The organism is Paenibacillus methanolicus (assembly GCF_008124765.1).
In the GTDB taxonomy this organism is placed as follows: Bacteria; Bacillota; Bacilli; order Paenibacillales; family Paenibacillaceae; genus Paenibacillus_Z; species Paenibacillus_Z methanolicus.
Genome location: NZ_VNHS01000001.1, coordinates 1,227,546 through 1,248,268, shown reverse-complemented (window position 1 = coordinate 1,248,268; position 20,723 = coordinate 1,227,546). Strand labels below are relative to the sequence as shown.

The following is a 20,723-nucleotide window of genomic DNA, read 5'->3' as shown; positions in this document are numbered from 1 at the left end:
ATGAGCGGGGAAGGGACGGCATGTCCTTCCCCGATTCGCGCGGCGCTCGCGGAAGGGGAGTGCGCACGGTGGGAGAGGCGGGAAGAGAGACCATGCTGTCGCTGTTCGTCTGCGGGAAACATGGCGACGACGGGAACGAAGGGAGCCGGGATCGGCCGTTCGCGACGATCCGGCGGGCGCAAGCCGCCGTCCAGGAAGCGATACGTGGCGGAGATGCGGATGCCATCACGGTCGATCTGCGCGGCGGCATCTATCCGCTTGCGGAACCGCTGCGATTCGGACCGGATGACGCGGACGTCGCGCGATGTCCGGTCGTCTATCGCAATGCGGAGGGAGAGACGCCAATTCTGACGGGCGGCAGGTTGCTCGGCGGATGGGAGCGCTGGCGCGGTAACGTCTGGAGAACGCGCGTGGAGCCGGGGACGCGATTCCAGACGCTGTACGCGGACGGTATTCGGGTCGCGAAGGCGAGATGGCCGGCTGCCGGCTATTTGTTGAGCGCGGCCTCGCTCGATGGGGAGGAGCGCGAGGGTATCGGCTATCTGGAGGGCGACTTCCCGGTGCCGGCCGATACGAGCGCGCTGCAAGCCCATGTCTGGCCAGGCGAAGGGGAATGGAACTGGTTCACCGAGACGATTCCGGTCGCGGAGGTCGACGCCGACCGGCGGCGTATCGTCTTTGAGCGTCCGTGCACGTGGGGAATCGGCGCGCATTCCCGCTATTACCTGCAGGGGGCGTTGGAGTTTCTGCGCGAGCCCGGCCAGTTCCATCTCGAAGAACGCGAGGAATGGTTATATTACATTCCGGCCGCGGGCGTGCAGTCTCCGGCGGAGCAGACGATCATTGCGCCTTCCATGATGCGGTTGATCGAGATCGCGGGGGAGAGCGAGGACCGAATGGCGTCCGGGCTTACCTTTCAGGGGTTTCGCCTGGCGGGCACCGATGCCCATGCCGATCACATCATGATGCGATCCGAACCGGGCATGGACAATTGCGAGCCGGAAGCGAACCGGAGCGGCGTCATCTATGCGCGTTATGCCTCGGACGTCCGCATTGATCGGTGTACGATCAGCCAGTCTGGGACGTGCGGCATATTTCTAGACCGGAGCGCGGAGCGGTTCTCGATCGTGGGCAACGTGGTGGAGCGGTTCGGTCATTCCGGCATCTACGCTTGCGGCTATGCGCCGGGCGAAGGGGATTTCGCGACGGCCGAGCTTGCGCATCGCAACCGGGGGCATGTCATCGCGGACAACCGGATTCGGCACGGAGGCGAACTGATCGGCCATGGCAGCGGCATCGTCCTCTTCCAGAGCGGCGATAACGAGATCGCCCACAACCGGATCGAGCGGATGCCGCGCTACGGCATCTCGCTAAAGGGGCTTCGCTTCGGCGCCATGCCCGACCGGCTGCGCGGGGAGGCGGTGACCTGGGACAACCATTGGGATTTTCTCTTTACGAGGAACAACCTTATTTATGGCAACGATATTTCGGAGGTGATGACCGACAGCCAGGACGGGGGCATGATCGAATCGTGGGGCATCGGCCGCGGCAACCGGATATGCGGCAACCGGCTTCATCACAGCGGCATCCATTTCTCGTTCGGCTTCGGCATCTATCTCGACGACGCCTCGGATGACGTCGAAGTGACGGGCAACCTGCTCGACCATCTGTACAGCGACGGCGACGGCAAGCTGTGGATGGCGATCTTCGCCAAGGGCATCGGCAATCGGATCGCGAACAATCTGATCGTCGATAACCCGGACGCGGCCTGTGCGATCGGGTCGCAGGAGATGGCCGGCGAGGCGAACCGGGAGCTTGCGATCGAGCGCAATATCGTCGCGAACTCCGGTCACCTGTACTGCTGCGTCAATTGGACCCCGGAGCGACTTCGCGTCTGCGATCGGAACTTGTATTGGCGCGAAGGCGAGCCAAGCCGCGTCACCGGAAAGCTGCCTGCCGAGCCGCTCGGCGACAATCCGGTCTGGGGCCGGGAATACGCGTGGGAGACGTGGCGCTCGATGCTAGGCGGTGCGTACGACGCGGCGACGATCAACGCCGATCCGCGCTTCGCGGACCCGACGGCGGGCGACTACCGGCTGCTGCCGGACTCGCCGGCTTACCGGCTGGGGTGGAAGGATATCGATTTGACGAGCTTCGGTCCTCGCGTCCGGTAATCATCGCGACAGGGGAAGCTCGGCGACGATCCATTCCGCTCGCGCCATCAACGGGCCGGCCGTTCCTTGATGGGCAAGAATCGGCGGCCGCATGCAGCATCGACGTTTGAAGGCTCGTCTATAGGTCTACCCTTATATAGAGGTGATGACCATGACGAACTTTCGGCGCGTATTGCTTCCGGCTCTCGTCGCAATCGTTATAGCCGCGGTCGCCGCATACTTGTACGAGGCGAATCGTTCGCCTGCGTTCGAGGAGGGGCCAATCCATATTCGGCAGACGGTTGGCGGGCTGGCGTATGATGTCCGGTTGGCATCGAACCGGATCCTGGCCGGAGATGAAATCGCCGTTGACGTGAAGATTACGAATACCGGCGAGAAGCCGATCGTCTATATTTCCGGCAGTTCAAGCTGTCCGGTCCATGCGGTGGTCGACATCGCGCATCGGGCAACCGGAGCGCGGCTGGCCGAGAAACCGGGCGCGATCTGCACGGCCGATTTGGTCGCGTCCGAGTTGAAGCCGGGACAAACCGCCGACGATCGCGTCCTGCTGACGACGAGCGTATGGCGTTCATCCGGGGAGGAGCCGGCTCCGCTAGGCGATTACGAGTTTGCCGTCGCGCTGCCGAGCGAGAATGAGAACGCCCCGGCACGGAGCGGCGTACGCGGCGAGCTCCTGATTGTGCAAGCTGGATCATAACGGTATTGTGCGAACGGTCCTCCTGTTTCTCGAATATTTGATTCAAGACGCCCGCTTTCATTCGCGAAAGCGGGTTTTCGCCGTGCTTTCCGATTGAATTCGTTAATTCGGCCATTCAAATGATCTATGGTGGAAGTAATTGACGGTTATTTCCCGATAATGGTAGATTGGCTATAACCAAAAGACGACCATTCGGATGGAGTAAATAGGAATTAGCGGCGGAATAGATAGCCGATCCGAATCGGAGGCGTTCATGAAGCATGTGCTCGAAATCGAAGAGTTGACGGTGACGTTCCGCACCGAGAACGGGGACGTTAGGCCGGTTGACGATATCAGCTTCGCCGTGCGGCCGGGCGAGACCGTCTGCATCGTCGGCGAGTCGGGGAGCGGGAAGAGCGTCACCTCGCTCGCCATCTTGAACCTGCTGGGCAAGGGCGGAGAGATTGGACCGGGCCGGATCCGTCTGGCGGGGGAGCAACTTACGGAGAAGTCGGGGGCGGAGCTGCGCAAGGCGCGCGGCAAGGATGCCGCGATGATATTCCAGGAGCCGATGACCACCTTGAACCCGGTGCTCACGATCGGAGATCAACTACGGGAGGCGATCCGTCTGCACGCCGGATTGCGGGGGAAGGCGGCGAACGCCTACGCGGCGGAGCTGTTGCGGGAAGCGGGGATCGCGCGGGCGGAGCAGGTGCTGAAGCAATACCCGCACTCGCTGTCTGGCGGCATGCGGCAGCGGGTCGTCATCGCGATGGCCATCGCGGGCAAGCCGAAGCTGCTGATCGCCGACGAGCCGACGACCGCGCTCGACGTGACGGTGCAGGCGCAAATATTGGCGCTCTTGAAGCGGCTGCGTACGGATCACGATACCGCCATCTTGCTGATCACGCACGACCTGGGCGTCGTCGCTGAGATGGCGGACCGCGTGCTCGTCATGTACGCGGGCCAGATCGTGGAGGAGACCGACGTCTTCACGTTGTTTGATCGTCCGCTTCATCCGTATACAAGAGGCTTGATGAAGGCGGTGCCGGCGATCTCGGACGGTCCGGATTATCGCCTTGAGGCCATACCCGGCAGCGTGCCGGATATCGGAAGGTTGCCGCAAGGGTGCCGCTTTCATCCGCGGTGTCCGGCGGCGGCCGACCGCTGCCGCGGCGAGATGCCGACGCTGACGCCTGCCGCGCCCGCTCACCTCGTGCGATGCTGGCTAGCCGGCCAAAGTCCGGCGTCATGATCCACATGCAAAAGGTCGGAGGAGATGAATCACATGCCGGAGCCTAGCCGCGAGGCAACGCCGCTATTGCGAGCGGACCAACTCAGCACGTATTACCCGATACGCCGAGGGGTCTGGAATCGGACAACGGGTTATATCCGGGCGGTCGACGGCGTTACGCTCGAGGTGTACCCCGGCGAGACGCTCGGACTCGTCGGCGAATCCGGCTGCGGAAAGTCGACGCTCGGCCGTACGCTGTTGCGGTTAGAGGAGCCGCACGCAGGCCGGATCTATTACGAAGGCGACGAGGTGACGACGCTGACGGAACGCCGGCTGCGTCCGTATCGAACGCATTATCAGATGATCTTTCAAGACCCGTATGCTTCGCTGAATCCGCGCATGACGGCGGGCGAGCTGGTGGCCGAACCGCTGCTTGCCCACCGGCTCGCCGGCAAGGGCGAAGCGCTCCGGCTTGCTCATCGTCTGCTGGAGCTGGTCGGCCTGCCGCGCGCAAGCGCCGGCCGCTATCCGCACCAGTTCTCCGGCGGCCAGCGCCAGCGCATCGGGATCGCGCGCGCGCTCGCGGTTACGCCGAAGCTGATTGTATGCGACGAGCCGGTATCGGCGCTCGACGTCTCGGTGCAGGCGCAAATCCTTCATTTGCTGCAAGATCTGCAGCGGGAGTTGGATCTGACCTACATATTCATCGCGCACGGCTTGGGTGCCGTGCATTATATCAGCACGCGGGTGGCGGTCATGTATTTGGGGACGATCGTGGAGATCGCGGATAAGCGCGCCTTGTTCGCTTCGCCGAAGCATCCGTATACCCGGATGCTGCTGAACGCGAGTCCGGTGTCCGATCCGAGGCGGCGCGGGCGGGCGATCCTCGTTCCGGAAGGCGACGTGCCGAGCGCCTCGAACCCGCCGTCCGGCTGCCGGTTCCATACACGCTGCCCGATCGCGATGCCGCGATGCGTGGCGGAAGAGCCCGCGTTAACCGGCGGCGCGCATGCGGTCGCCTGCCATTATCCGCTTGGCGGCACGGGAGAGGAGGAGACGCATGGTCTCGTTCGTCGCGAGACGGCTGCTCGTTAGCATGCCGGTGCTGCTCGGCATAACCGTCATTAATTTCTTCATCATCAAGCTGGCGCCGGGCAATCCGGTGGAGATGTTCATCAACCCGAACACGCCGCCCGAGCTAATCGAGGCGAAGAAGGAGATGCTCGGGCTGAACAGTCCGTTCTTCGTCCAGTATTGGCAGTGGCTCCTCCAGCTCTTGCAAGGCGAGCTTGGCTATTCGTTCAGCTCGTACGCGCCGGTCGCCGGCCTCATCCAGGAGCGGATCGGGCCGACGTTATTGCTGGCGTTCTCCGCCTTGATCGCCGGCCTGCTCGTCGCGCTGCCCATCGGGATCTTCAGCGCCGTCCGGCACAATACCAAGTGGGACTATTTCCTGACCGGACTCTCCTTCGTAGGGACCTCGCTGCCGTCCTTCTTTCTAGCGCTTGGCTTGCTCTACTTGTTCGCGCTGAAGCTTCGGCTGCTGCCTACCGGCGGCATGCAGACGCTGAACGGGGACGGGGGCGTGCTAGATACCTTGCTCCATCTCATTCTGCCCGTAAGCGTGCTGGCCGTCGTCGTTATCGGCAAGAAGATTCGCTACGTGAGAGCGAGCATGCTCGACGTGCTTCAGCAGGATTACTTGCGGACCGCCCGGGCGAAAGGCGTGCGCGAATTCGCGGTGACCCACAAGCATGCGCTGCGCAACGCGCTGCTGCCGATCATCGCCGTGTTCGGGATGGAGATTCCCGCGCTGCTCGGCGGGAGTATCATTATCGAGCAAATCTTCCAATGGCCGGGCATCGGTCAGCTAACGATGCAGTCCATCCTGTCGCGCGATTATCCGACGCTGATGGCGCTCAATCTCGTGGCGGCGATCGTCGTCCTGACGACGAATCTGCTCGTCGACGTGCTGTACGCGCTCGCCGATCCGCGTATCAAATATAGGTAACGGAGGACACGCACTAAAAGGGAGGGATATCCCGCATGAGCCATTCCGAACTGCGATTAGACGCTGCCGCAATGCACGCGGCGGAGCCGCACCCGACCCAGGAGGCTGCGCCGGAGAACGGCTTGCGCCAAGCGGCTCGCAGGTTCGCCAGGCACAGACTTGCCGTCCTGGGTCTTGCGGTGACCGTTGCGCTGGCGCTGACCGCCATCCTCGCGCCGTGGCTGATGCCGCATTCGCCCTATGCCGTGACGGCGCAATTCTCCGCGCCGCCATCCGCCTCGCATTGGCTGGGGACGGACCAGGTCGGGCGCGACGTCCTCAGCCGGCTCATTATCGCCGCCCGGGTCTCGTTAATCGTCGGCTTCGCGACCGTGGCGATCTACGTGGCGTTCGGCACGCTCGTCGGCCTGGTCTCGGCTTACTTCGGCGGCTGGATCGACGCGGCGATTATGCGGCTGACCGACATGTTCCTCGCGTTCCCGTTCATGATGGTGATCCTCGTCATCGTCAGCGCCGTCGGCGCGAGTCTGCCGACGATCATTGCCGTTATCGCCTTGTTCTCATGGCCATCCGTCGCGCTGCTCGTCCGCAGCAACGTGCTGTCGCTGAAGGCGCAGGATTTCGTAACGGCCGGGCGAGCGCTCGGTTACGGCACGCCTCGCCTCCTGTTCCGGCACATTCTGCCGAATACGGCCGGCCCGATCATTGTCAACGCGACGTTCGGCATCGCGAGCGCGATACTGAGCGAGGCCGGGCTGAGTTTCCTCGGCATGGGCGTCCAGCCGCCGACCGCCAGCTGGGGCAATATGCTGTCCGAGGCGCAGTCGCTCACGGTGCTGACCGAACAGCCGTGGCTGTGGGTGCCGGCCGGGTCGATGCTGCTCGTGACCGTGCTGGCGATCAACTTCGTCGGCGACGGCCTTCGCGACGCGCTCGATCCGAAAGCCTAGCACGCGCGATACGGACGTACAGGCCATCGACTATTTTAGACGAATAAGGGGGAAGTCCAATTGAAACGATCGCTTCGCATTCCGCATGCCATAATCCTCGCTTGCCTGCTCATCCTGCTTGCCGCTTGCAGCTCGAACGGCAATAACGCCGGCGATTCCAGCGGCGCCGCGCCGGCCGAGACAGCCGCGCAAGAGACGGCCGCGAAAGCCGCGCCGGAAGAAGCCGCCGAGCCGCCGGCCGCCAAGGAGAAGGTGGTCACGATCGGCATCGTCAATTCGCCGATTACGCTGAACCAAATCAACGACCAAGGCGACTCCGCGTCCAAGACCGTCCAGGCGCTGCTGAACGACGCGCTGCTCGATATCAATACGTCGTTCGAATTTCTGCCCAAACTCGCCGATTCCGTCGAGACTGCCGACAATCAGACGTACGTCGTGAAGCTGAACCCGGCCGCGAAGTGGAACGACGGACAACCGTTCACGACCGCGGACGTCCGATTCACGCTGCTGTCCGCGCTCAATCCGAAGGTCGAGAGCTCGTTCCGGCTGAACTTCGTCGAAGGCACGGACGATGCGGGCAAGCTGCCGGAAGGTCAAAGCGAGCTGACGGGGCTGAAGGTCGTCGATGAACATACGTTCGAGCTGAAGACGAAGACGCCGATCGACCCGAACATTTTCAAGGAGACGTTCGCCACGAAAGTGTACTTCCTGCCCGAGCACGTGTTGAAGGACGTGTCGGCCGACCAGCTGAACACGCACCCGTATTTCCAGAAGCCGGAGGTGACGATCGGACCGTTCCAATACGCGAATTTCCGCAAGGATCAGTATACGGAAGTGAAGCGCAACGACAACTATTACCGTCCGGTGGCGAAGCTGGACAAAATCTTCGTCAAAGTGCTGCCGGCCACCAACCTCGTGGCCCAACTGCAAACGGGGGATGTCCAGCTGAATTCCTTGCCGGTCGGACTCATCCCGATTACCGAATACGAAAAAGTGAAGGCGCTGGCCAACGTGAACGTCGACTCCAGCGGCCCGTCGGAGCCGGCGGAAATTTTCTTCAATACGAAGTCGCTGCCGGACGCGAAGGTCCGTCAAGCGATCGCCTACGCGCTGAACCGACAGCTCATCGTGGAACAATTGTTCAAAGGCCAGGCGGAGGTCATCGACGGCAGCGTGCCGAGCGATAATCCGTACTACAACGACAAGCTGACGCCGTATACCTACGATCCGGACAAAGCAAAGGCGCTGCTGGCGGAATCCGGCTGGGATGCGAAGAAGCCGCTCCGGTTCCTCATCCCGGTCGGCAACAAGGTGCGCGAGCAAGCGGCCGACATTCTCGTGCAGAACCTGACGGACGTCGGCTTCAAGATCGACGTGCAGAAGTATGATTTCGGCACCTTGATCGACAAGGTGGATAATCAGCAGTATGAGCTGACGATCTTCAACCGCGATTATTATATCGAACCAAGCAACTACTTCTCGCTGTTCGAGAGCGGCAACGGGAACAATTTCATTCTGTATAGCAATCCGCGCGTCGACGAGCTGATCCATCAAGGCGCGACCGAGTCGGATTCGGCCAAACGGCACGTCATCTACGACGAGCTGCAGCAGATTCTGCATGACGAGCTGCCGACGATCAGCGTGTATTCGGAGAAACGGCTTCAGGCGGTGGCCAAAAACGTGCTCGTCGGCAAGCCGCTCAATTTGGGCATGTTCAATCGAGTCAACGAATGGGATTTGGCGGAGTAAGCGGCGCGTAAGCGTCATAGGAGAGGCGGCTGGTCCAAGCGACTGGCGGCCTTTTCGTGGTTTCCAGGTATTGGGTGGCATTGCTATAATGAAAAGCGGGTATTACCAAACGATTGCAAGGGAGCGTACCAATGAACGAAGCCGTGCTCTCCATATTGAAAGAGATGAACGACGAAGCCGCAATGCCTCCGAATTGCTATCGGCGCAATTCGATCTACTATTCGCTCGTCTCTTACATGAATCACATTGTCGCGTTGTATGTCAGCTCGGCGTGGTCCGCCATTCCGGTCTTCATGAACAGGGCGCACAACGCCATTCAACACTTGTCCCGGACGAACGGGGAGCATGTCTATTTCGATCGGTGCCGAAGGCTGCTTCTCCATATCGCGAGGGAACTTGAGGATTGGAAAATAACAACGGTTGATCGCGAAGCGATGCCGCTCCTTTACCGATACAAGGAGACGCGAGGGAAGCAGTGCCCGGAACAATTTTGCTTTCACTGGGTCGAACGAGGAGATAAGCATGTGCCGCTCCTATTGCCGGAACTAGAAGTGGACTTGGATTACGCGAATCGATCGAAAGCTGCATATCGCGCATATTGTGGCAGCCCATTCGGCATTTGCAGCAGGATTGACGGGTCAGACGGGAATCGGGATTGGTACGAGCCGTGCGAGCCGCTATTGCAGCGGTGGGGTGTGAAGGACGATCACTTTATGAAGCGGGAAGTGGACGGGGAGCAGGACTAGCGGAAATTAGGCGTTCATAAGCAAAAAAGGCCGCTCCTCTTCGGCAGCAGCCTTAGCCTCTATATGATCCGGGAACTTGTCCTCAGTGCTTGCACAAATTCAAGCCTTTCAGGCTGAGCAGCTCGATCACGTCCATCTGACCGGCGATGACGGCGAAGGTCCGTTTCCGGTCGAACATGTCTTGAAGGGTGTACACCCACATTTTTTTCATTTCGTCGAATCCGATGTAATGTACCGTTCCCTTTTTCTTCCGGAGATCCATGATGGTCATTGCGATCGCGCTCCTTTGTCATGTTGTGCGTGCGGGTTGGCCGACTATTACTTACAATGTTCGGAGCGCGCTTTCATTTGGGTGGGTAGCGCGAAAAAGTTTTGGTTTCCTATTGTTGGAAATCGGAGGCGATCCATGAAAAGCGGCTAAACTCGACCTGCGCAATAAGGTGGAATACATCACGTGATTTCAACTAAATAAGAACGGAAGGAAGCGGCTTCATGCAAACGAACGAAATTGGCGCCTCGACCGCCGTCCGCTCCATCATACTTAGCTTGCAGCCGACGCCGTACGGGCAAATGCTTGCCGGCAGCAAGAAATACGAATTCCGCCGCAAATTCATGAAGGCTCCGGTACGGGCGTTCATTTACGTGAGCTCGCCGGTCAAAGCGATTCGAGCATACGTGGAGTTCGACGCCCCGATCGTGGACGCGCCCGAGCGGTTAGGCCGGTTGGCCGAACAGGAAGGCACTGGAACGATTGAGAGTATTGTTACCTATTTTGCCGGACTTGAGCAAGGTTATGCGCTTCCGGTGCGGACCATTCGCGAAATCGAGCCGATGCCGCTGGAAGAGCTCCGCGATGCGTACCGATTCACGGCACCGCAATCGTATTGCCGTTTGTCTGCCTATCCCGGACTAGGCCATGCGTTATTCAAGCGGTTGCATGAGACGGACAAGGCATTGGAACGCCCAACTGAAGCGTAAGGGGAAGCTTAACATGGATAAGAAAACAACCGTCTACTTGGTTCAAATACAAGAATGTATAAGTTTCACGTTTATTCATCCATATTGTATTTCTCCGGAATGTAACGCGCCGCGCCGCTAAAAGACGGCGACACCCGTTTCACCTTGGTCACGGCGAGACGGAATGGAACGTGACGAAGCGATTTCAAGGGCATCTTTGACGCCGCTTGGCCGCAACCAGGCGTTGTGGCTGGGCGAATCGCTGCACGGGACTGCCATCGACGCCATCTACGCGAGCTCGAGCGCGCGCACGATGAAGACCGCCTCGCTGATCGCGCAGGGGATCGGAACGGATGCCCTGATTCAGCCTACCGACGCGTTCAAGGAGCTCTACCTCGGCGTATGGGAAGGGCTGGCGCTGGAGGAGGCCAAACGTCAAGATCCGCTTCAATTTCAACGGTTCTGGGAAGAGCCGGACGCCTTCCGCGTGGAAGGAAGCGGGAGGTGGAAGACCGGGCGATGGCCAAGCTGGGCGAGCTGCTGCCGCTGCATGCCGGCCAATCCATCCTGAACGTGACGCATACGGTCGTCGTGAAGGTGCTGTTGGCCTATTTCGAGCAGCGCGCGATGAACGCGATCTGGGGGCCGCCGTACATTCTCCCGACATGTCTGAGCAAAATCGAGATCGTGCAAGATATCCCGAGCATTATTTTGCACGGGGACACGAGCCACTTCCGGGAGGAGTCGGGCGAAGCGAGTCAGCGCGGTCCGCATATTCGGGTATTACAATCCGGTTTCCTTCGGAAGCTGGATTTTTTGCGATAACAACGAAGACGAGACGCAGGAGGAACGGGGAATGGACGAGCAAGAACGATTGGACCGAGCAAGAATACGGGCTTATTATTTCGGAGACAAACCGAATGCGGATAAGGCGATGAGGATAGCAGGGGTCGGACACCTCTCGGATCCAGTCGAGGTGGACCCATATGCGGGATTAAGCGATCCGGTCGACATCTTGATCACGATGATGGGAAGAATGCCTTATCGTTCGGCCGCGCACGAAGTTCCTTATCCGTTAAGCCGGGCGGATTTGTTCAAGCGCTTAACGCCGGGAGCGCAGACGAGGATGAAGCAACACGCGATGCGGCAGCTCGAGCAAGGAGACGACGCGGTCGCGATCGAAATCCTGGTCTCTCTGGTCTGCCTATGCGGCGCATCGTTAGCGGATTGTCTGCCGGCGCTGATGCAGAAGGACGTATACTTCCCCGGCATTCTCTATCGTAACGCGGGATCTGCAGTAGCCCGATGTCTTGTCGACGACATCGAGTTGAGCGGTGGGTATCAAGGCGCCAAATTGGCGGCGTTAGCCTGGACGGGCACCGAGGAGGCCGTCTCGGCGTTCCGGAGATGGCGGGCCGAAGCTTCGGAGAATGAGGTGTGGCGCGTGATCGAGTTGAAGACGGCTTCCCACGCGGCCGGCTGGGAGATCACGTCTGAAGGCGAGCGGCGCGATTTGTTCGACATGGCATGCTTCGGGTTAAACGAGGGGATGGATGCAGCCAAGGAGAACGACGTCGTAAAGCTGCTTGCCGAGTCGGACGCCGTCTGCCCGTGGTGCTCCGGCAAACTAATGACTTTGCTCGATTTGATTCCGGGCTCGGAGAAGCTCGGTTCCCTGGCATTGGAGACGAATCGGCTGCGCGTCGCGACATGCATGCACTGCGGCTGTTACGAGGATCTGTACATGGATATTTCGTCTACCGGTGACTATTGCTGGTATCCCGGCAACCGCAAACCGGACGATCTTCCCCCGAGAGGAGATGGAGACGGAGCGGTCGCCCCGGCGACTAGGTTTCTCTCCGACCGGCGACGGGACGCCTATGAAGCGGCCGATTGGACGTTAGGCATATCGGTATCGCAGATCGGCGGCTTCCCGTCGTGGGTGCAGGATGCTCGTTATCCGGCATGCCCGACCTGCCGCGGCACGATGAAGTTCGTCGCCCAAGTTGACCTCGGGGAATTCGATCGTCTTGCCCAAGGTATGTTCTATACGTTCTCGTGCGGCTCGTGCTGTCGCACCGCAACCGTCTATCAGCAGTCGTAATCCCGAATAATGATCTTTTTGCGCGGGCGGGGGTTCACTTATCTCGCATCGCTCTTCGCTCGCTCACCCACCTGAACGCGACGATGACGGCCAGCGCGATGCCGACGATCAACCCGGTCAACGTGATGAAGAGCGCGATGTACTCGAATACCGAGTACTCGGCCAGTTTGGACCAGTCGATGTCGCCTTTCAGGTCTTCGATGACCTGGTTCATGCCGTAAATCCCGCCGACGACCGTATAGAGCGTCAGGATGAGCAGCAAATTGTTCTGGCCCTTCGCTTGGTAATTTTCCTGGTACCGGAATAGGTCGGCGAGCGTTTCCTTCACGTCCTCGAACAACGCATGGCTGCCGAATACGCGTCGCAGCTGGAGGAACATCTCGCTTCCTTGGACGTTGGCGGCCAGCTCGCTGAAATAATATTTGGCGGAGAACGCGTTGATCTGGCGGATGAGCCGCTGCACGGACCGGTGGTCGCGTTCGACGTTCAGATGCGAATACTGGTTGGCCAGCTTGAGGAGCGCGATTTTGTGAAAAAGACTCATCAACACGCCATAATAATGCTCGCCGAAAAGTTGGGTCGCGAGTCGCTCGCAACGAACGTCCCCTTCCTGCGTCAAGCAAGCGAAGGCATTCTCGTTCATCGCATAGCGCGTACGGGGGGCCCAGCGATCATAGCGGCGCTCGTGCACGTATTCGGCCATGTACGCGGCATTGCCCGCGCTTGCATACGGATCGCCCGCCTCGTCGAGACCGTCGAGATGAAGCGCGCGGAACAGATCCATGTCGGAGATCGCGGCTTCTTCTTTGAATTGAAATAACGATTGGACATACATCCGCTCGTCGATGAAGAACGGCAGCGTCTCGAAATAAGCGCCTTCGGTCACTTCGTTATCCAGATGGGGGAGCAAGGAGCGGACGATTTCGCGGAAAATAAAATCCTCCGTCTGCGTGAACTCGCCCCGCGCGCCGAGCACGCTGGTCCGTTTGTCTTTGGTCGAGACATCCTGCAGCACGCGGAACCGATCCGCGAATTCCAGCGCTTCGCCGAATGAGAGGTCCTGGTGCGCAAGTTCGATGCGCAGCGTAATGAAACCGAGGTCGAACGGACAGACGATGACTTCGGCGGCATGGAGCCTAAACGGCATGTCTCCGCGTTCCGTCCGCAGCGTGCAGGCTTTGCCGATCGTCTTGGCATAACGGCGGAACCCGTTCTGATCCGAAGCGCTGCGCGGGAACAGAATACAGCACGAGTAGGGCATGAAATAGCGTTCCAGCGCTTGATGCGAAACGCCGTAACGCGGACCGTAGAACGCTCGCTCCTGCGACAGATCGTCCAGCCGGAACGGCACGAACCGATCCGCGAGCAGCTCTAGGATGAGCCGTTCGTCGCTGCCGCGCTTGTAGGCGAACGGGAAAATAAATTGCAGCACGGCCCGCTCCAGCGGCCGGTCTTCGATGAGCATAGACGCGCTCCTCCTCCGTTACATGGCTCTGCTCCTCTATACCACGGCGAGGTGGGCGTCAACCAACGTTCATTACTAATAAAGAGGGAGAGGCGGTTAGTTGGAAGCTTTACGTACGGAGATTTGTTCCTAACGGCGCCGCTTAAATCCAATACATGGAACGATCCGTTGCTTCATAAACTCTACTACCATAACTTCAAATCATGATTAGTAGAGGAGAGGAACCGCATGTTCGACGAGTATTTATTCACGGTGGAGGAAGCCGCCTTGATCCTGAAGCAGGATGTGGGAACGGTCTATCGGTGGCTTGCGGTCGGCAAGCTGAGAGGGAACCGACGGGGCAAGCGGGGAAGCTGGGAGATTCCGGCCTCGGAGTTGCAATATTGGGTAGGCGAGAAGCTGACGGAAGCGGAGAAGACGATTCTGGATATCGCGCGCCAGGTATGGTCCATGAAACGCAGCGCGGGATACGCCGAGCGCAAATCGTACGAAGAAGCGCTGGACGAGCTGCTGCTTGGACTATCCCGTCAGTTCGACGCGGCCCGGGCGGCGAAGGACGTTGGCCAGATAAAGGCGCGCATATCGGAAATCGCGGTTTCGGATTCGGAAGCAACGGACGAATCGGTTGAAGTCGTAGAATCGGAGCCGACGCTCGAAAGTTTACGACAGCTGGCGGCGCTGCGCAGACGCGGGAAGATCGGCGACGAGGAGCTGCGGGACATTCTGGTCGAGCGGGACTGGGTGGAAGTGTACGAACGGCTGACGGACGAGATGATCCTGGTCTACGAGACAGATCGGATTCATTCCATCTGACGGCCCGGCTATGGTACTATAGAAGGTAGCTTTGTTAGCATCCGATCATCATAGACTACCGGAATGGGGCCCTTATCGTTGAAAGCGTTCAAGAAAGTATATATAGAAATCACGAGCGTCTGCAATCTCGCCTGCACGTTCTGTCCCCCGACGGAACGCGCCAAGAATTTCATCAAGCCGGAGGAATTCGCCAAGCGGCTGGATGAGATCAAGCCGTTCGCCAGCTACGTTTATTTGCACGTCAAAGGCGAACCGCTGCTGCATCCGAAGATCGATCTGCTGCTCGATATCGCGCACGAGAAAGGGATCAAGGTCAACATTACGACGAACGGCACGTTGATCGCGAAGAACCGGCACAAGCTGCTCGGCAAGCCGGCGCTGCGCCAGATGAACTTCTCGTTGCATAGCTTCGACGGGCATCTCGGTTCGACGGACCGCGAAGGGTACTTGCGGGAGATTCTCGCCTTCGTGCGCGAGGCCGAAGCGAATCGGATCATTTTCTCGTTCCGGCTGTGGAACTTGACCGAGGACAATATCACGAACGCGCAGCGCCAGCGCAACCGCCAGACGTTAGCGGTGCTGGAGCAAGAATTCGGGCTGGACTACCGCATCGAAGAGAAAGTCGTGCCGGGCAGCGGCGTACGGATCGCCGAGAACGTCTATTTGAACCAAGACCACGAATTCCAATGGCCAAGCCTGGACGCGCCCGAGGATGACGGCAAAGGCTTCTGTTACGCGCTGCGCAGCCAGGCGGCGATCCTGTCGAACGGCACGGTCGTGCCTTGCTGCCTGGACGGAGAGGGCGTGATTAATCTGGGCAACGTCAACGAGACCCCTTTCGCGGATATCGTCAGCGGCGAGCGGGCAAGCAACCTGGTCGACGGATTTTCGCGCCGCGAAGCCGTCGAGGAGCTGTGCCGCCGATGCGGGTACAGGCAACGATTCGGCGCGTAAACCGGAACCGAATATAGAGGGACCACGGGGCATTTCGTCAACGAGACGGAGTGCTCTTTTTCATGTCATATAAAGAGCTACGCTAGTCCAATCCGCCGCTGCAGCCATATCTGCAAGCGGCTTATTAGCGTTGCGGTCATCGACAATTCGCGGCAGCCGAATAAAAAAACGCAACAAATGAAAAAAAGAAACCATTCCAACCCTTCTGTAAGCGCTTTATTATTGATACGTAATGTATCAGGCTAATTGGTGGTTTGCGTGCACAATCGAGATTGGGCATGAAGCATTTAGCGAATTTAACCCGCCGAGGAGGAACAGGAATTGAGGCATGGTTGGAAAAGAAGATTCGCGCGCACGGCCACGGTCTATGGCACGCTGGCCGCGTTGTGCGGCACAATGGTGATGCCGGCGCAAGCAGATGGCTTAAGCGCCGGAAGCGGAGCGGCACCCGCCGCGCCGCTTCCGGCGGCACCTGAGGATTTGCTGCTGCACTACACGTTCGATGGCGAGGGAGATGCCGCATGGAAGGATGCCTCCGGGCATGGCAACGACGGCACGCTGCACGGCGGCGCGGCGCGGAACGCATACGGCAAGACGGGGGGCGCGCTGGATTTGAACGGAACGGACGGCTATCTGCAGCTGCCGGACGGACTGCTGGCCGATCAGCATAACGTGACGGTCGCCGCTTGGGTGAACGCGGATACGCTCGGCGCTTGGAGCCGCGTGTTCGACTTCGGCACGAGCAACACGAATTATATGTTCCTATCGCTGCGGGACCACGAAGGGAACTCGCGGTTCGGCGTCAGACCGGACGGCAGCGGCGAATCGACATTGATAGGACCGGCTTTTCCGAATTCGAAATCATGGCAGCATGTCGCGGCGGTCATCGACGGCAACACCTATACGCTTTATATGAATGGCATTCAGGTCGCCAGCGTCAGCAACGTGCAGGTTGATCCCTCCGAGCTTGGTCCGACGAATCGTAACTACCTCGGCAAGTCCCAGTTCAGCGCCGACCCGTATTTCGACGGACGAATCGACGACTTCCGCATCTATGGCCGCGCGCTGTCCGAAACGGAGTTGGTCGGCATCGCGACCGGCGGGATGAGCGACGCGGAGATGCTCGCTTACGACAAGAACTGGCTCAATTTGGGCGATACATCCGAGCAGACCAAAGATCTGACGCTGCCGCGGACGGGAGTCGCGGGCTCGACGATCGCTTGGGTCTCGTCGAATCCCGAGGTTGTCGGCACGGATGGTAAAGTGACCCGTCCTCAGACCGGCGAAGGAGATAAAACCGTCACGCTGACGGCCACGTTAAGCAACGGCGCCGCGCAGGATACGAAGACGTTCACGGTCATCGTGACGGAAGCGGGATCGGCGGCTTATTCGCTGGAGATTGACGGCAAGAACGCCGCGCATGCCGTTAGCCCGACGCTCTACGGCATCTTCTACGAAGACATCAACTATGCGGCCGACGGCGGATTGTACGGCGATCTGATCGAGAACCGTTCCTTCGAGTTCGGCACGCCGCTGTTCGCCTGGACGAAGAAGACGCTTGGCGGCGGCGACGGGCAATTGACGACGGCGACGGAAGCGCCGCTAAATGCCAATAATCCCCGATATGCCCGGATTACGGTCGCGGAGCCCGGAACCGGCGTGGGCGTGTCGAATGCCGGTTACAGCGGCGGGATAGCGGTCAAAGCGGGGGAGAACTACGATTTCACGGTGTACGCGCGAAGCGCGGGCACGTTAACGAAGCCGATCATCGCCACGCTGCGCGGCGCGGATCAAGCCGTACTCGGAAGCTGCGAAGCCTCGGGCATCGCCGACGAATGGAAGAAGATCGGCTGTTCGATTACGGCGAGCGCAGCGTCCGCTAACGCCAGCTTCGACGTGACGGCAGCCGAGAAGGCGACGATCGATCTAGACATGATCTCGCTGTTCCCGGAGAAGACGTGGCATAACCGCGCCAACGGCCTGCGCTATGATCTCGCGGAGATGCTGGACGATCTGAGTCCGAACTTCCTGCGCTTCCCAGGCGGTTGTATCGTCGAAGGCGGCTCGCTCGAGAACCGGTACCGGTGGAAGAATACGATCGGCGACGTGGCGCAGCGCCAAGTGCAGCCGAACCAGTGGGCGGCCAACTACTACCAGTCGTTCGGCCTGGGCTTCCATGAATACTTCCAATTGGCCGAAGATATCGGCGCGGAGCCGCTCCCGATCATTTTCATCGGGCAAGTGTCCTGCCATTCGAACCCGCCGAAGGTGCCGATGGATCAGCTTGGACCATACATCCAAGACGCGCTCGACCTCATCGAATACGCCAACGGCGACGCGACGACGGAGTGGGGGGCGAAGCGCGCGGCGAACGGCCATCCGGAGCCGTTCAACATGAAGTATCTCGGCGTCGGCAACGAGCTGTGGGGACAGGATTACCTGGACCGCTACAATGTGTTCTATGACGCGATCAAAGCGAAATACCCCGATATGCAGCTGGTGCTGAGCGCGGGTTATTCGCCAAGCGACGAGAATTTCCGCAAAGCCTATGAATGGCTGAAGAATAACGGCAATAAGGCCGATCTGGTCGACGAGCATATGTACCAGTCGCCGGATTGGTTCTACAACAATGTCAACCGGTACGACAACTATAGCCGCACCGGACCGAAAGTATTCGTGGGCGAATACGCGGCGCACGGCGTCGGCAAGAAGAACAACATGGAGAGCGCCCTAGCGGAAGCGGCCTTCATGACCGGCTTGGAGCGGAACTCCGACGTCGTCGGCATGGCGTCGTTCGCGCCGCTGTTCGCCCGTCAGAGCAATACGCAATGGACGACGGACTTGATCTGGTTCAACAACGCGCAATCTTACGCGACGCCGAATTATTACGTCCAGCAGCTGTTCGGCAATCACATCGGGCAAGAAGTGATGCCGACGAATCTGACCAGGAAGAAAGCCTCGGCGAACGACATCGCGGGTTCGATCGTGCTCGGATCGTGGAACACGGCCGTCGAGTACGACGAGATTAAAGTCGCGAAGGCGGACGGCACCGAATTATACGCCGAGAATTTCGGCGACGACGCGGCAATCGAGAAGTGGAGCGCGCTTCAAGGCAATTGGTCCGTAATCGGCGGTTCGGTGAAGCAATCGTCCCAGACGACGACCGACGCGAGGCTTGCGCTGAAGACAGGCGCGGACTGGAGCAATTACACGGTCACGATGAAAGCCCGCAAGACGAGCGGCTCCGAAGGCTTCCTCGTCGGATTCGGCGCGAAGGACGCGAATAACTACTACTGGTGGAACCTTGGCGGCTGGAACAATACGCAGACGGTCGTCGAGAAGGCGACGAACGGACAGAAAGCGATCGTCGGCAATACGGTCGCCGGCGGCGTCGAGACGAACCGCTGGTACGAACTCAAAATCGAAGTGCAAGGAAGCGGCATCCGCGCCTATTTGGACGGCAAGCTGGTGAACGAAGTGCAGCCGGCGCAAGGACCGCTCTACAGCGTGACGACGAAGGATGCCGCGACGGGCGATCTGATCGTGAAGACGGTGAACGCCTCGGGCAACGCGCAATCCGCGAACGTTAGCGTCGATGCGAATTATATCAATCCGAAGGCGACGGTCATCGAATTGAAGGCGGATGCCCTGACGGCCGAGAACTCCTTCAGCCAGCCGGATGCCGTACGTCCGCAGACGAGAGTGGAGAGCGGCTTCGGCAAGTCCTTCACGTACGAATACCCGGCGTACTCCGTCACGGTGCTGCGCCTGAAAACCACGCCTTCGGCGCTCATCGAATCGGTTACGCCGATCGAGCTCGCGACGGCGAAAGGCACGCTGCCGGAATTGCCGGCAAAGGTTGAAGTTGCCGTGAACGGCGGTACCAAGCAAGCGAACGTGGCGTGGAACTCGCTTGATGAAGAGCAGGTCGCCAAGACGGGGACGTTCCGGATTCGGGGCGCGGTCGAAGGCACGTATTTGCAAGCAGAGGCGCTGGTTCGGGTTACCGACGCGCCGTCCGGGCAAGACGGCGCGAGTTTGACCGGACCTGCATCCGCGCAAGAAGCCGAGCTGGTGGACGTGGTCTACAGTCTCTCCGGATTGGCGGAGGCGGTCTATGCGAACGATGTGACGATCGTCTACGACCCGAGCCAATTGGAATTCCGCTCTGCGGAGGCGCTGTCGGACCAGATGCAAGTGGTCGGCCAGACCGAGCCGGGAGACTCGGGGCAAATTCGGATGCTGCTCGCCTCGACCGATCCGGCAGGCGTGGACGCCAGCGGGACGGAGGCGCTGTTGAAACTGAAATTCGCCGTTCGTCCGGTGGCGCAGCAATCGATTGCCTTCATCGCGCTGCGCGACGTCATGACGGCGGATGCGGATGGCAAAGAAACCCTTACCGCGGCATCGGCGCCGCTGCGGATTCAGCTTCGGCATGCAGACGCGCCGGCGGATAAGACGGAATTGAACAACTTGATCGCAAGCGCTCAATCGCTGCATGACGCGGCGGTCGAAGGCGCCAAGCCTGGCGAATACCGCGCCGGCGCCAAGGCTGCTCTGCAGCAGGCGATTGCGGATGCGCGCACGATCGCGGCTAACGGTTCGGCCACGGCGCGGCAGGTGAAGGAAGCGACGAAGCGTCTGCAAGCGGCGCTGCAAACGTTCAAGGACGCGGTCGTTCCGGTTCAACAAGGCGATATTAACGAGGATGGCAAGTACAGTATCGGAGATCTGTCGATCGCGGCTGCCCACTATGGCAAATCGTCGGCCGATTCGAATTGGAACAGCATCAAGAAATCGGACGTAACGGGCGACGGCCGGATCGATATCGAAGACTTGGCCCGCATTGCCAGATGGATTCTCGGTTAAACCGATCAGTTCGACAATGGA

General features: G+C 59.8%; 17 protein-coding genes. 15 read left to right on the top strand and 2 right to left on the bottom strand.

The features are described 5' to 3' along the window. Positions 1-68 precede the first annotated feature (68 nt). From BCM02_RS04805 to BCM02_RS04770, 8 genes are all read left to right on the top strand, one after another. Positions 69-2,174 (top strand): right-handed parallel beta-helix repeat-containing protein, encoded by a 2,106-nt coding sequence (locus tag BCM02_RS04805; RefSeq protein WP_148927872.1) that lies wholly within the window; start codon positions 69-71, stop codon positions 2,172-2,174. Between the two features lie 151 nt (positions 2,175-2,325). Further along, entirely contained in the window at positions 2,326-2,871 is a 546-nt protein-coding gene (locus BCM02_RS04800; RefSeq protein WP_148927871.1) for a hypothetical protein, read from the top strand. Positions 2,872-3,124: 253 nt separating this feature from the next. Beyond that, positions 3,125-4,105, top strand: a complete 981-nt coding sequence (locus BCM02_RS04795) for an ABC transporter ATP-binding protein (RefSeq protein ID WP_148927870.1) — start codon at positions 3,125-3,127, stop codon at positions 4,103-4,105. Positions 4,106-4,129: 24 nt separating this feature from the next. Then, entirely contained in the window at positions 4,130-5,179 is a 1,050-nt protein-coding gene (locus BCM02_RS04790; protein ID WP_148927869.1) for an ABC transporter ATP-binding protein, read from the top strand. Beyond that, positions 5,145-6,095 carry an ABC transporter permease gene (locus BCM02_RS04785; protein WP_148927868.1) on the top strand — a complete coding sequence of 317 codons (951 nt, stop codon included), beginning with the start codon at positions 5,145-5,147 and terminating at the stop codon, positions 6,093-6,095. Before BCM02_RS04790 ends, BCM02_RS04785 begins: the two co-directional genes overlap by 35 nt. 71 nt (positions 6,096-6,166) lie before the next feature. Then, entirely contained in the window at positions 6,167-7,045 is an 879-nt protein-coding gene (gene opp4C / locus BCM02_RS04780; protein ID WP_148927975.1) for an oligopeptide ABC transporter permease, read from the top strand. Positions 7,046-7,105: 60 nt separating this feature from the next. Continuing rightward, entirely contained in the window at positions 7,106-8,794 is a 1,689-nt protein-coding gene (locus BCM02_RS04775; protein ID WP_148927867.1) for an ABC transporter substrate-binding protein, read from the top strand. Positions 8,795-8,925: 131 nt separating this feature from the next. Next, complete coding sequence (locus tag BCM02_RS04770; protein ID WP_148927866.1) at positions 8,926-9,540, top strand: hypothetical protein; 615 nt, start codon at positions 8,926-8,928, stop codon at positions 9,538-9,540. A gap of 82 nt (positions 9,541-9,622) precedes the next feature. On the opposite strand, the gene BCM02_RS04765 is transcribed toward BCM02_RS04770, so the two are convergent. Further along, positions 9,623-9,811, bottom strand: coding sequence for a hypothetical protein (locus tag BCM02_RS04765; protein WP_148927865.1), 189 nt, complete (start codon positions 9,809-9,811; stop codon positions 9,623-9,625). 221 nt (positions 9,812-10,032) lie between these two features. On the opposite strand from BCM02_RS04765, the gene BCM02_RS04760 reads away from it, so the two are divergent. From BCM02_RS04760 to BCM02_RS04750, 4 genes are all read left to right on the top strand, one after another. Further along, on the top strand, positions 10,033-10,518 hold the full coding sequence (locus BCM02_RS04760; protein WP_148927864.1) for an ASCH domain-containing protein: 486 nt from the start codon (positions 10,033-10,035) through the stop codon (positions 10,516-10,518). Positions 10,519-10,681: 163 nt separating this feature from the next. Then, on the top strand, positions 10,682-11,068 hold the full coding sequence (locus BCM02_RS36265) for a histidine phosphatase family protein (RefSeq protein ID WP_281288138.1): 387 nt from the start codon (positions 10,682-10,684) through the stop codon (positions 11,066-11,068). Next, positions 11,017-11,322, top strand: a complete 306-nt coding sequence (locus BCM02_RS36260) for a histidine phosphatase family protein (protein ID WP_281288137.1) — start codon at positions 11,017-11,019, stop codon at positions 11,320-11,322. The genes BCM02_RS36265 and BCM02_RS36260 overlap by 52 nt, the downstream gene beginning before the upstream one ends. A 31-nt stretch (positions 11,323-11,353) precedes the next feature. Beyond that, positions 11,354-12,601: a hypothetical protein gene (locus BCM02_RS04750; RefSeq protein WP_148927863.1), complete on the top strand. Its 1,248-nt coding sequence runs from the start codon at positions 11,354-11,356 to the stop codon at positions 12,599-12,601. A 34-nt stretch (positions 12,602-12,635) separates the two neighbouring features. Here BCM02_RS04750 and BCM02_RS04745 read toward each other — a convergent pair whose 3' ends face one another. Beyond that, entirely contained in the window at positions 12,636-14,066 is a 1,431-nt protein-coding gene (locus BCM02_RS04745) for a hypothetical protein (protein WP_148927862.1), read from the bottom strand. A 228-nt stretch (positions 14,067-14,294) separates the two neighbouring features. Between BCM02_RS04745 and BCM02_RS04740 the strand changes: the two genes are divergently transcribed. From BCM02_RS04740 to BCM02_RS04730, 3 genes are all read left to right on the top strand, one after another. Further along, positions 14,295-14,879: a helix-turn-helix domain-containing protein gene (locus BCM02_RS04740; protein WP_148927861.1), complete on the top strand. Its 585-nt coding sequence runs from the start codon at positions 14,295-14,297 to the stop codon at positions 14,877-14,879. A 78-nt stretch (positions 14,880-14,957) separates the two neighbouring features. Beyond that, entirely contained in the window at positions 14,958-15,833 is an 876-nt protein-coding gene (locus tag BCM02_RS04735) for a radical SAM/SPASM domain-containing protein (protein ID WP_148927860.1), read from the top strand. A 321-nt stretch (positions 15,834-16,154) separates the two neighbouring features. Then, positions 16,155-20,702, top strand: coding sequence for a LamG-like jellyroll fold domain-containing protein (locus BCM02_RS04730; protein ID WP_148927859.1), 4,548 nt, complete (start codon positions 16,155-16,157; stop codon positions 20,700-20,702). Positions 20,703-20,723: the final 21 nt, after the last annotated feature.

What these genes read in the sequence shown, in the direction of transcription:
- BCM02_RS04750 (WP_148927863.1), top strand. Translation starts at nt 11,354, where the DNA reads ATGGACGAGCAAGAACGATTGGACCGAGCAAGAATACGGGCTTATTAT.
- BCM02_RS36260 (WP_281288137.1), top strand. Translation starts at nt 11,017, where the DNA reads ATGGCCAAGCTGGGCGAGCTGCTGCCGCTGCATGCCGGCCAATCCATC.
- BCM02_RS04800 (WP_148927871.1), top strand. Translation starts at nt 2,326, where the DNA reads ATGACGAACTTTCGGCGCGTATTGCTTCCGGCTCTCGTCGCAATCGTT.
- BCM02_RS04770 (WP_148927866.1), top strand. Translation starts at nt 8,926, where the DNA reads ATGAACGAAGCCGTGCTCTCCATATTGAAAGAGATGAACGACGAAGCC.
- BCM02_RS04785 (WP_148927868.1), top strand. Translation starts at nt 5,145, where the DNA reads ATGGTCTCGTTCGTCGCGAGACGGCTGCTCGTTAGCATGCCGGTGCTG.
- BCM02_RS36265 (WP_281288138.1), top strand. Translation starts at nt 10,682, where the DNA reads ATGGAACGTGACGAAGCGATTTCAAGGGCATCTTTGACGCCGCTTGGC.
- BCM02_RS04740 (WP_148927861.1), top strand. Translation starts at nt 14,295, where the DNA reads ATGTTCGACGAGTATTTATTCACGGTGGAGGAAGCCGCCTTGATCCTG.
- BCM02_RS04795 (WP_148927870.1), top strand. Translation starts at nt 3,125, where the DNA reads ATGAAGCATGTGCTCGAAATCGAAGAGTTGACGGTGACGTTCCGCACC.
- BCM02_RS04760 (WP_148927864.1), top strand. Translation starts at nt 10,033, where the DNA reads ATGCAAACGAACGAAATTGGCGCCTCGACCGCCGTCCGCTCCATCATA.
- BCM02_RS04790 (WP_148927869.1), top strand. Translation starts at nt 4,130, where the DNA reads ATGAATCACATGCCGGAGCCTAGCCGCGAGGCAACGCCGCTATTGCGA.
- BCM02_RS04745 (WP_148927862.1), bottom strand. Translation starts at nt 14,066, where the DNA reads ATGCTCATCGAAGACCGGCCGCTGGAGCGGGCCGTGCTGCAATTTATT.
- opp4C (WP_148927975.1), top strand. Translation starts at nt 6,167, where the DNA reads ATGCACGCGGCGGAGCCGCACCCGACCCAGGAGGCTGCGCCGGAGAAC.
- BCM02_RS04765 (WP_148927865.1), bottom strand. Translation starts at nt 9,811, where the DNA reads ATGACCATCATGGATCTCCGGAAGAAAAAGGGAACGGTACATTACATC.